This window comes from Arthrobacter sp. A2-55 (assembly GCF_025548615.1).
Taxonomy (GTDB): domain Bacteria; phylum Actinomycetota; class Actinomycetes; order Actinomycetales; family Micrococcaceae; genus Specibacter; species Specibacter silviterrae.
The window spans coordinates 19,941-31,678 of record NZ_JAJLOZ010000025.1 but is presented as its reverse complement, the minus strand read 5'-3'; the positions used below and the strand labels follow the sequence as shown (position 1 = coordinate 31,678).

The 11,738-nt window shown below is 63.4% G+C and carries 8 protein-coding genes; 5 read left to right on the top strand and 3 right to left on the bottom strand.

Features of this window, described 5'->3' with window-relative positions; all coding sequences use genetic code 11:
* Positions 1-247 precede the first annotated feature (247 nt).
* Positions 248-1,267 (top strand): DUF4192 domain-containing protein, encoded by a 1,020-nt coding sequence (locus tag LPN03_RS08855; protein ID WP_262453944.1) that lies wholly within the window; start codon positions 248-250, stop codon positions 1,265-1,267.
* Positions 1,268-1,316: 49 nt separating this feature from the next.
* A complete protein-coding gene (locus LPN03_RS08850; RefSeq protein ID WP_262453943.1) occupies positions 1,317-1,574 on the top strand; it encodes a glutaredoxin family protein in 258 nt (85 codons plus the stop codon).
* A 323-nt stretch (positions 1,575-1,897) separates the two neighbouring features.
* Here LPN03_RS08850 and LPN03_RS08845 read toward each other — a convergent pair whose 3' ends face one another.
* The 3 genes from LPN03_RS08845 to LPN03_RS08835 form a co-directional block, all read right to left on the bottom strand.
* On the bottom strand, positions 1,898-2,620 hold the full coding sequence (locus tag LPN03_RS08845; RefSeq protein ID WP_262453942.1) for a hypothetical protein: 723 nt from the start codon (positions 2,618-2,620) through the stop codon (positions 1,898-1,900).
* A gap of 399 nt (positions 2,621-3,019) precedes the next feature.
* The gene (locus tag LPN03_RS08840) at positions 3,020-6,250 is read right to left on the bottom strand and encodes a DNA polymerase III subunit alpha (RefSeq protein ID WP_262453941.1); all 3,231 of its coding nucleotides are present in this window, start codon (positions 6,248-6,250) and stop codon (positions 3,020-3,022) included.
* Positions 6,251-6,256: 6 nt separating this feature from the next.
* The gene (locus LPN03_RS08835; RefSeq protein ID WP_410468573.1) at positions 6,257-6,457 is read right to left on the bottom strand and encodes a hypothetical protein; all 201 of its coding nucleotides are present in this window, start codon (positions 6,455-6,457) and stop codon (positions 6,257-6,259) included.
* 565 nt (positions 6,458-7,022) lie between these two features.
* Here LPN03_RS08835 and LPN03_RS08830 point away from each other — a divergent pair.
* The 3 genes from LPN03_RS08830 to LPN03_RS08820 all read left to right on the top strand — a co-directional run bounded on the left by LPN03_RS08830 (position 7,023) and on the right by LPN03_RS08820 (position 11,605).
* Positions 7,023-7,409: a hypothetical protein gene (locus tag LPN03_RS08830; RefSeq protein WP_262453938.1), complete on the top strand. Its 387-nt coding sequence runs from the start codon at positions 7,023-7,025 to the stop codon at positions 7,407-7,409.
* Positions 7,406-10,996, top strand: coding sequence for a MobF family relaxase (mobF, locus tag LPN03_RS08825; protein WP_262453937.1), 3,591 nt, complete (start codon positions 7,406-7,408; stop codon positions 10,994-10,996). Before LPN03_RS08830 ends, mobF begins: the two co-directional genes overlap by 4 nt.
* A 168-nt stretch (positions 10,997-11,164) precedes the next feature.
* Positions 11,165-11,605 (top strand): hypothetical protein, encoded by a 441-nt coding sequence (locus LPN03_RS08820; RefSeq protein ID WP_262453936.1) that lies wholly within the window; start codon positions 11,165-11,167, stop codon positions 11,603-11,605.
* The last annotated feature ends 133 nt before the right edge of the window (positions 11,606-11,738 follow it).

Below are 11,738 nucleotides of genomic sequence, written 5' to 3'. Positions count from 1 at the left end.
GGTACCCCATCATCGCTGGGCGGGCCCTCCACGCAACCAGGGCGCTGCGCGCCGGTCCCTCCTACAAAAATTCTTCCTCGGCGCTCCTGCGTCGCTTATTTCCTCGAAACAATTTTTGCCCCGTGCCCGGTACCCCAAGTTGCCCTCCGGCCCCTAAAACCCAGCGGTGATTCCTCTTACCAGAAGGCACCAACAGAGCAGGCGGCCGCGAACACCCAGCCACCGAACACAAAAGAGGAGCAGGATTATGGAACCGATCAGAATCAGCAGCCCGGCCGACGCCATCAGCTACATGGGCCACAGCCTCGGCTACTGGCCGAAGGAAAGCCTCGTCTGCGTCGCCCTCGAAGGCGCAGCCCTCGGCCCCACTCTCCGGGTGAACCTCCCCGGGACCGAAGACGCCAGCCAGAGCTACGCCGAGCGCGTCGCCCGCGCCGTCGGCATCGACCATGACGCCACCGCCGTTCTCATGGCCCTGTTCACCCACCGGCCCTGGAGCCAGGGACGCCCCAAGCCCTTCGCATCCATGATCCAAGGACTCAAGCACCAGTTCTCGGCTGCCGGGATGCGCGTTCATGACGTGTGGATCGTAGGCCCCGAATCCTTCGCCCCGTACGACGGCGACGATCCAAGGTCCTGCGGGAACGAAACTCCGCTGGAAGCCATCGATTCCAGCGTCCTCAACGCGGAGATGGTCTACCGGGGCAGCCTCATTGAACAGGGCGACACACCCGCCATCCCCGAATTGTTCGCCGCGGTCGACCATGACGCCGTCGAGGCAGCGATGAGGGACATGGCCGCCAACCCGGCAAAGAAGCTCGACGCCGTCTACCGACTCTGGCTGGATCTCCTTGACCGCGGCGCCGAGCCCACCCAGGAGCAGTTGGCCGAGGTCCTCGTCGGGCTGCAGCACGTCGGGCTCAGGGACCAGATCCTCGCCGACATGCCCGGCATCAACCAGCCGATGGCCGCAACACTGTTTGGTGCCACGGAGGAAGCCCCGCAATGGAACCGGATCGACAACTCGGAAAAGCTCCTGAAGCAGTTGCTGACCATCGCCGCCCCGGACCACGCCGCCGCGCCGTTGACGATGCTCGGGCACATCTGCTGGTGGAAGGGCAAGGGAACCGCTGCCGCGAACTACATGAACGTCGCCCTGACCTTCGACCCTGAATACCACCTGGCCAAGCTGCTGGACCAACTGCTCGGCGCCGGCGCCGTCTCCGGCTGGGCACAACACAAAGACACTGCGTACCGGAACCACTGACCCCGGCCACCGGATCCACAAGCAACAGATTCGAATCAAGGCGATACCAATGGACATCACCGTTTACAGCAAGCCAGGCTGCCAGCAATGCAAATTCACCTGCCGCAGCCTGGACCAGGCCGGCATCCCACACACCGTCGTCGACCTGACCACCAACGCCGCCGCCCTCGAATACGTCCAAGACCTCGGCTACTCCCAAGCCCCCGTCGTCGTTGTGAACGACCACCACCACTGGTCAGGATTCGACCCAACCGAAATCGAACGGCTACGCGTCGCAGCCGCAGGCAAACAGACCACGAAGAAGTAAGTACTTCAAGCGAGAAGTCGCAATGACAAGACGCGACGATCTCCGCACACTGTGGACTAGCGAGGTATGTCTGAAGACTGGAGTGCCCCTACCCAGCTGCCCCGGTCACACTTGACCACAAGAAGGGTTGCGCCTCACCCCGGCATGCTGGCAAACCTCCGGACGGCACGTCCGAATACAGAAAATTCCTTGCGGCCCGCAGGCCCCTCGTTGCCGCCTCCAACGCGACGGAAATGAGCCGGCGTCAAGCTGGCGGCGCAGAAACACCCACCGATTGGACCCTTTGACGGGGCCGAAACCCAACCACATTCACCTCATTGTGTCTAACTTTCCGGCTCGTTTTCTGGCGCAAGAATGTCGCGGCCAGATACATATCGCCAGATGATGTGGTCAAGCTTGCTTGGTGTCGTCGGATAGGCCTGAGCAACGGCCTTAATCAGGTCTGCCGTCTGCATCGGGGTGAGTGTCCTACCGCCGCCAACATGCTCTTCCACAAACCTCAAGACCATGCGATCAGGCTTGACTGATTGGAACCCCGCCAAGATCAAAAAGTAGTTAAACGTAACTCCTGAAGACTGACTCGGTAGCTTGCGCCATGCAGTTTTCAGTTCCGTCAGATGTTCGTCGGCCGCATGGGCTACATAAAGATCAGCCATGGTCTTGATGCCCATGGCGTGCAGTTTCTCGGCTGCGCGATAGATAACCTCAGCCTTCAACAACGCTCCGGGGTGAGTGTGGGCCGGCTTACGGTTGTTCACCAAATCAGCCCACTTATCACTCCCACCTATATCCGTGTACGTCCCAATGAGTTCCTTTGTGCCATCGTGCTCGGGCTTCCCGCCCTGTCCTATGCGGTGTGAACAGTAGTTGTTCACGACGTTGATGACGCTTTGGTAATGCGACCCGGTGGAAAATAGAGAGTCGATGATGCAGAGAGCCAAACTATCGCGATAACCTTCGGCCGTGATCCACCGGGATTCGTCACCGAAACGAGTTCGGCAGGCGTCGGTTAGCTGGTCAACCTCGGGCATAATTTCAAGAGTCATACTCGGAGCGTAACAACACGGAGTGACAAATGAGCCAAGGCTTGCCCCTGCGTTGGTCCGTTGCCAGATCGTGGCCCGCCGTTCGGGGGTGCCTAAGGGGGCCTTGACTCTGCATGGAAGGGGCACGTATCCGATTAGCCATCATGGATCTGACAATGAACGACGTCGCCTTCGGGTACGTCCTAGTCCGGGGGTAGTCCCAAACGCCTGTCGTCGTTGTGAACGACCACCACCACTGGTCAGGATTCAACCCCGACGAGATCGAACGACTCAGACTCGCCATCCAATAATCATCACCAACCACGAGATCCGGTGCCGCATGAAGGCCTCATGCGGCACTCTCCCCTGTATCTGATAGAAGCAGTGCACTGCACCTGTTCAACTGACTTCAAGCCAGTTTCATCCATCGCGTTCCGCCAGCGAAATCTCTGTGAGGTCTGTGGCGTTTGTGGCTTGGAGGGACATGCCGCGCGGTCCCGTGCGGCGGGTGGTACCTTCGATCAGAAGTAGCCGGGTGTTGAAGAGGATGGGTGGGGCGACGTTTTCCTGGGCGTCGGCGAAGAAGGTCGCGTCGATGCATCCGGTGCCGTCGTCGATGCTGATGAACACGACGCGTTTGCCGCCGTGCATGGGCGGGGTCTGTGTGGCGACCCTGACTCCGGCGACGCGCACGAAGGTGCCGTTGCGCAGGCCAAGGAGGTCTTTTGCCTTGGTGACTCCAAGCTCGTTCAGGAGGGGTTGGTGGGAGTCCATGAGGTGGTGGGTGACGTCCAAGGAGAGGATGTTCAGCTCGGCCCGGGTGACATCGGTGGGGGTCATTTCCGGTTCGTGGGCGGTCATGTTGGCTGCGTCGATGGCCGGCAAGGGCAGGGCGAGTTGGCCGGGAATCACGTGTGCACGTTTGCTGTGGCTGGTTGCTTGGTTCCATGCCGCCAGGTCCCGCCGGCTCCGGTGATTGTTTCCGGTGTAGAGGGAGTCGAGCGCACCGACCAGGGCCAGGCTCTCAATCGTGGATACGCGGAGCCGGGCGCGTTGTTTGAGGTCGGCCAGGGAATCGAAGGGGCGCTGGTTGATGATCCGTTCGACTTCCTTGGCCTGGATGCCTTTCACATCCGCCAGGGACATGCGGATCCCCAAGCCGCCATCGCCCGCCGGTTCCACGACGTACTCGTCCGTGGAGGTGTTGACGTCCAATGGCAGAATCGGGATGCCGAGCCGGCGGGCCTCGGCCACCAGGAGTCGTTTGGGATACATTCCGGGGTCATGGGTCCACAATCCGGCCAGGAACTGGACCGGGTAGTGAGTCTTGAGCCACGCCGACTCGTAGGTGGGGACGGCAAAAGCGGCCCCGTGGGCGCGGCAAAACCCGAACGAACCAAAGCCCTTAACCACGCCCCATACCCTTTCTATGGCCTCGGGAGTGTAGCCGCGCTGGACGGACTGATCCCGAAAGTACTTTTCGACCGCCGGGAGTTTGTCGTCGTTGCTGAGGTGCCGTCGCAGGACATCGGCGTACGCGAGTCCGCAGCCGGTGAAGATGTCCAGGATGCGCATGAGTTGTTCGTGGAAGACCACGATCCCGTAGGTGCTCCGCAGGACCGGTTCCAGGTCAGGGTGGAGTTGGGCGACGGTTTCCCAGCCGCCGCGCCGGTTCAGGAATGGCTTGACCATGTCGGCCTGCATGGGGCCGGGGCGGAACAGGGAAATGTCGGTGATGAGGTCATCAAAAACGGTCGGTTGGAGCTTGCCGATGAGTTCGCGCTGGCCCGGCGATTCAATCTGAAAACACCCGAGCGTCTGGGTGGAGCGGATGAGCTCAAAGGTCGGCTCATCATCCAGCGGCACAGCCTCCAGATCAATGGCCTGTCCTGTGGTGCGGCAGATTTCAGAGATGGCGTAGGCCATCGCGGACTGCATGCGCACGCCGAGCACATCGAGCTTGATCAGCCCCATGGGGTCCATGTCGTGCTTGTCGTATTGGGACATGGGCAGGCCCATCCCGGAGGGCTGGACCGGGGTGCGATCCAGCAAGGTCGCGGAGCTGAGGATGACACCGCAGGGGTGCATGGAGATGTGCCGCGGCAGCCGGTCCAGGCGCTCGGTGATGTCCACCAGAAGATCCAGCTGCCGGTTGCCCTCGACCCGGTCGGCAAGATCGCGCAGTTCCGGCTTTTCATCCAACGCTTCCCGGAATTCACTCGCGGAGAACCTCCACAAACCCTTAGCGATCCCATCGATATCCCCTGGTGCCATGCCCAGGGCCATTCCGGCGTCCCTGGCGGCACCCCTGGCCCGATACCCGGATTGCATCGACATCAGCGTGACCCGTTCCGGGCCGAAGCGCTCGAAAATGCGGTGGTAGATTTCATGCCTCCGTGCCGACTCCACATCAATGTCAACATCAGGGAGGGTTTGCCTCTCGGTGCTCAGGAACCGCTCAAACAACAGATCGTGCCGGATGGGGTCGACCTGGGAGATGCCCAGGGCATAGTTGACCAGGGAGCCAGCCCCGGAGCCGCGGGCGGCAGAGCGAATCCCCATCTCCCGGATCAAGCGGGTCACCTCCGCCACCGTCAAAAAATAGGAGGAGAAACCGAGCTCGGCAATGGTTCCCATCTCCGCCCGCAGCCGGTCCTCAATCACCATCTGGGATGCGGAGCCGGTCCCCGGGTACCGGCTTCCCACGCCCGCCTTGGCCCGCGCCCAGAGCTCTGCCAGGGGGTCGCCGGTGATGCCGATGATGGAGGCCTCCGGCATGACGGGAAATCCCCAGCCCACATCGGTGACCGGATCAATCCGGCACTTATCCGCCAACGCCTCGGTCTGCGCCAGGAGCGTCCTTGCAGCCCCCGCCCCGAACTGGCCCAACATCGCAATTTCCGAAGCCAGGGCCTTCATGGTTGATACGGGTTTGAGCCACCCCTGGGCAGTAGGCTGAACGCCCACCTCATCCAAACAGGCCAGCGCCCGGGCCGCGTCAAGGACATCCGCGGTGACCGCCCCATCAGGCTCGGCATACCGGACCATGTTCGTGAGCACAGGCGTGATCCCGGACCGGGCAGCCAGGCGCAACATGCGAATGGCGTGCGGATGACTGAGCGGCTGCCCAGGCTCGGAAAGATGCGACACAACCTCAATACACAAGGCCTCGGCCGGCAGCACTGATTGCCAGGCGCGCAACAAGGGCAGACCCTCGCGGCGTGCCCCGACCCGCCGCCCGACATCCGAGAGCGGCCCCAACAACACAGTCCCGACCGGGCCGGACCCGGTCAGCAGATGCGTGGCGATCTCTTCCGGGCTCACCCCGACCGGCGAGTGGGTGTGCGCGGTGGACACCAGCCGGCACAATGCCGCATACCCGGCCCCCTTGTTGTGTCCGTGGGCAAGGACGACGACGCGGCCGGTCACCGCGCCGTCGCCTCCCAGTGTGGCAAGCTCCACGCCAAGGATCGCGTCTATCCCGGCCCGCCGGCAGGCCGCAATGTGTTTGGGAACCCCGTACAGGCCATCACGATCGGTGATGGCCAGGGCGTCGGCGCCGCCATCCCTGGCCGCGGCGGCCAGGGTGTCGGGCCAGTCCACCCCGTAGTGGGCGGAAAAGGCGGAGGCAACATGCAAGTGAATGTGCACCGGTGCTCAGCCAAGGATCCTGGCGAGCCGCCACCCGGAATCCTCGCGGGTCAACTCAAACACGCGCTCCGCCGAACGGCCGCGCCGTGTGGCCGTCAGGCGCCACACCTCAGTCTCGAGAACCTGGGCACCAATGCCTTTGTTGACCCGGTCCTGTTCCGTCCACCAGGGACGGCGCGTGAAGAACCGCATCGGCAGCTCCGTCATCCGATACCGTCCCGACCGCCACGCAAACCCCAACGGACTCCCCGTCGGAGTCGTCCAGACTTCCACACACTCACCAATAACCATCGAACACACCTCTAAAGACAAACTCGTTAATAGAATACGTGTTCGACAATAGAATGCGCCACTGACATCTTCAGACCATCACCCCACCCAGCCAAAAAGAGCGACCCTGCCACCACAGCCCTCCCAGCAATTTCGTCCATACCCACAACCATCCCCTGACGCCAACCCAATGCCATCCCCCACGGCCAATTCGCCCCGCCCACTCGGCGCTGACGCCACCAAAAAATCCTTCACACCGCTGGCACCCGAGCCCGGTGCCGTCACGGCGGGAGGTGACGCCAAGTCATATAGTTTTTGGCCCGGATCACCATGGATCAGTATGCCCATACGAATCTGCCCCGAATGCAACACCACGTTCACAGCTGCCAGTCCGCGGCAGGTCTTTTGCCGACCGGCCTGCGCCCACAGCCGGCGCCAACGCAAGTACCGGAAAACCCGCCAAGACGTGACGACGCCGGGCGCCAACTCGATCGATCGTTCGATGACCGATAGCCAGGAAGCAACGGCAGCGCTCACTGCCCTCTACGAGGCAGCGCTCCGAAAGCTCCGATCCGCGGACCAACGCAAGCTTGCCGCCGTGACGCGATCATTTGAAAGTAGACTGGCCGCCGCCCACGAACAGCTCAACGACAGCGCCCGGACAGCATCACGGGCCACGTCGAAAGCAGACGAACTGGAAGCCGCGGTTGCGCGTCTGCGCAAAGAAAGGGAAGACCTCGCGCTTCGCGAGCGGCAGGCCATGCGAGACCTCCAGCAAGTCGCCGCACGGCTCATGGCCCTGCACGAGGAAACCCACACACGTCTCGATCCTCGGACGGCGGAGATCTTCACCCGCCGCGGCTGGAACACCAGGACGGCAAAGTCATGACCGTCTCCATAGCCCGCCTGTCAACCGAGGCCGGCGTCTCCTACCTTCTCAAGACCACCAGCCACGCCGACGTCGAAACCAAGGACCTGACCGGCTACTACACGAACGCCAGCAATCCCCCGGGACAATGGCTCGGCGCCGGCCTTCCCGGCATTGGAATGGGACCCCACACGACGGTTACCGACGCGGCGGCGAAGGCCCTCTTTGAACGCGGCGAAAACCCCACCACCGGAACTCCCCTCGGCCACAAGCCAAACCAGGCCACGACCGTTACAGGCAGGAACGGCCGGCCCCAGCGCCGCGCCGCTGTCGCCGGCTTCGACCTCACCTTCAGCGTGCCAAAATCCATCTCAGTTCTCTGGGCCCTGGCCAGCGACGAAGATAAGGACCGGGTCATGGCAGCCCACCATGCCGCCCTTGAAGCCACACTGGCCTGGCTGGAAACCACAGCCATCCACACCCGGGCCGGCCACGCCGGAGTCGCCCACATCGGCGTCCACGGCGCCATAGCCGCCGCCTTCGACCATTGGGAGTCCCGCTCCGGCGACCCCCAGCTGCACACCCACGTCATCATCGCCAACAAGGCCCAACGCGTCACCGACGGAGCCTGGACCAGCCTGGACTCGCGCACACTGTACAAGGCCACCGTCACCGCCAGCCAACACTACAACGGACTCCTCTACGACCAACTCGGCCGCGACCTGGGAACCGAGGCCGAAGTCCGCACGCCGGCCAGCGCCACCCACAACTACGGCCTTGAACTCACCGGCGTGGACGATCAACTCATCCGCGAATTTTCCAGCAGGTCCCGGCTGATCGACATTGAAGCAGACCGGCTCATCAAGGACTGGTCCGACACCCACGGTCGCGAACCCAGCGCCGCCATCAAGCTGCAGCTGCGCCAGCAGGCCACCCTGTCCACCCGCACCGCCAAAAATCATGACGTCGTCCCCCTCAATGTCCGCACCCGCCAATGGCGTGAACGGGCCCAAGCCAAAGGGTTCTCCTCCGATGACGTGCTGGCGGCAACCATCAACCGTTCCCACACCCACCCCCTCAGCGCATCCGATGCCAGCGAGGCCTGGATTACGAGCACGGCCGGGCTCGTCAAGGACGTGGTGGCCCGGCGCCGGGCCACCTGGAACCGCTGGAACCTGCTCGCCGAAGCGGAACGGGTGTGCCTGGAAATCCGCTGCGCCACCGCCGCAGACCGCCTCAACCTCATGGAAGCCATCGCCACCTCCGCCGAAACTCAATCCGTAGCGCTCAGCGAATTCCGCTACGGCATCCCCACCACCAACTCCCCCGACCTTTTCTACAACGGCCGCAGCGTCTTCGACCTCGCCAGCGCCCACTTCTTCACCGACGTCTCCACCCTCGCCAACGAGGAAGCCATCATGAACGCGTTCGCGCTCGACGCCGGCCCCCACGTTGAGCGCACGGCCGCCCAGGAAGCCCTCCAGCAATTCGTCACCAGGCATGGCGACCCACTACAGGGGGAACAACGCAGAACCGCCGAAACCGTGCTGGCCAGCGGCAGGCGGCTGGACGCCGTCGTCGGCCCCGCAGGGACAGGCAAGACCACCACCATGAGCGCCGTCAAGGCCCTCTGGGAGGAACACTTCGGGACCGGAACCGTCGTCGGCCTCGCCCCCGCAGCCGCCTCTGCCGACGTCCTCGGACGCGAACTCGGCCTGGCCACCGACAACGTGAGCAAATGGCTCTACGAATCCACCGGACCCGGCGCAGCAATCAGGGCAGGACACTACGCAGACGCCGCAGCAAGGTACCAAGCAGCCTGCCAATCCCCCAGACGCGACACGGAAGCCCGGAAGTCCCAGGAGCGCCTGGCACAGCGCATGAGCGCCCTCACCGCGACACAATCCCGGTGGCAGTTCCGCCCCGACCAGCTCGTCATCATCGATGAAGCATCCATGGTCTCCACCTACCAGCTCGCCGCCCTCCTCGACCAAGCCGACGGCGCCGGGGCGAAGGTCCTGCTCGTCGGGGACCCGGCACAACTGGACTCCATCGACGCCGGCGGCGTGCTCGGCTGGCTGGACAGGACAGGCTGCGCGGAACGACTCACCACCGTCTGGCGGTTCACGAACGAGTGGGAACGCGCCGCCTCCCTCAAACTCCGCAAGGGCGACTACGACGTCATCGCCGACTACGACGCCCACGAGCGCATCAGCAGCGGAAGCTACGACGCCATGGTCGACGACGCCTACAACCACTGGGACGACGACATCCGCACAGGCCGGACATCGATCCTGATCGCCCCCGACAACGACACCGTCGCCATGCTCAACGAACGCGCCCAGGCCGACCGCGTCGGCTCCGGCGCCGTCGACGCGGAAACCACCGTGAAACTCAGCGACGGCCTGAACGCCGGGCGCGGCGACACCATCCTGGCCCGGCGCAACGACCGCCACCTCCTCGACGATACTGGCGACTTCATCCGCAACGGCACCCTCATCACCGTCGCCCATTCACCCAACCTGGAAGGCTCCATCGAAGGCATCCGTTCCGATAACGGAGCAAGAATTCTCCTCAGCGCCAGTTATCTTGCCGAGGCGGTGGAGCTCGGCTACGCCACCACCGCCCACCGCTCCCAAGGAATCACCGTGGACACCGGCCACACCCTGGTCAGCGAAGGCCGCCTCACCCGCGAACTCTTCTACGTCTCCATGACCCGCGGCAAGGCCGGCAACCACGCCTACATCAGCGAACCCGACCCCCACGACCACCACGGCGTTGACCCGTCATCCCTGCCGGACTGGCGACAAATCCTCGGCGCAGTGCTCTCCGTCGAAGGCGCCGAACACACCGCCCACGAAGTCCGCGACGAACAAAAAAACCAGGCCAACGCCCTGTCCCGGCTGCTGGCCGAGCACGACTACCTAGCCCAAATCGCCGCCTCAGACGACGTCACCCGGCTCATCAGAACCCACTCCCCCAACCTTGTCGCCGAGATGCGCAAGTCCCCATCCTGGGGCGCCATGGTCGCCGCCTGGAGACGCGCCGCTGTTACCGACCGGCCCCTGGCGGAACAAACCCTTGTCGACGGGCTGCGACCCACATCCGGTGCCCGCGACGTCGCCGCCGTCGTGCACTCCCGCCTGCAAACCCTCCAGCGGCATGTCCCCGCCACCGCGGCAACGGGGTATGCTCCGGCGACGGTGCCCACCGACCGGGAGGACCTGCGCGAACTCCTCAACGGTGTCGAACAGCGGATCGCCAAACGAATCTCCACGATCTCTGTCCGGGCCCTGGCCAATGAGGCGGACTGGGTGCGCCAGCTCCGGGCTCAATGCGGGCTCCAAGCCAACGATGACAGGTGGAAGGACCTCGTGCGCGACGTTGCCGGTTACCGGGATCGCTGGGACATCGACACCGATTCACTTGCCCTCGGGCCGCCTCCAAGCGCGACTGACTGGCAACAGGCCGACCAACGGGCCCGGATCGAGAACCGAATCACCGCAGCAAGGCATAGCGCACCCACTGCGACCGAGTCTGGGCCGTCGCCGGTTGTCCCGACGGCCGCGCCACATTCACCTCTGCCCGTTGTCGGCCCTTCGCTGTAAAATCGGTCCATAGGCGGAGGTCTCATCATGCGAACGAATCCGATGGTCAAGCCCCAGACGTCCTCCGGCTGGGCGGTCACACTCACCGTAATCAGCTGCGTCTGCGTAGTCGTTGCCATTCGCCTCTTCCTCGGCCAATCCTCCGCATGGGGAGCAGGGCTGGCCCTCATGGCCATCGCCATTGTCCTGGCCGGCGGAGCTGCAGCCATTTGGCTCGTCCAAGTCCACAGGACGAACGTCTGGATTGGCAAAGCCGTCCATCAATGGGAACACTTTGCCGCTGTCAAAAGCCGGCTGGGTGTCACCACGGAGATCACAGTTCTGGACATCCATTCGTTGGACCCAACCGGCACATGGGTCACTATCCGCTGGGACAAATTCGGTCACGTCCAGCGGGCCTGGATGGAAGCCCTCCCTGACGAAATCTGGCGTGGTTCAGTCCTACTGATCTCCCCAGATCCGGCCCAGATCCAAGTGCACGGCCCCTGGCCTGAGATCTACTATCTGATGGCAGTTGACTACCATGCATTCGCATCAGCAGAAGCACTCCCCTACGTCCGGGATCCCAAATATCAGTCTCTCGTCGGGATCAACCAATCCAACGCCTGATTCGGATGCCAGGCCGATGTTTACAGTGACCACAGGCTGTGATCGCCGATATCGCAATCTCCTGTCATTGAGAAGTCTCGTATCCCATGGGTTACGGCACACTTCAGTTACGCGACAATTTCAGGCCCGCTTG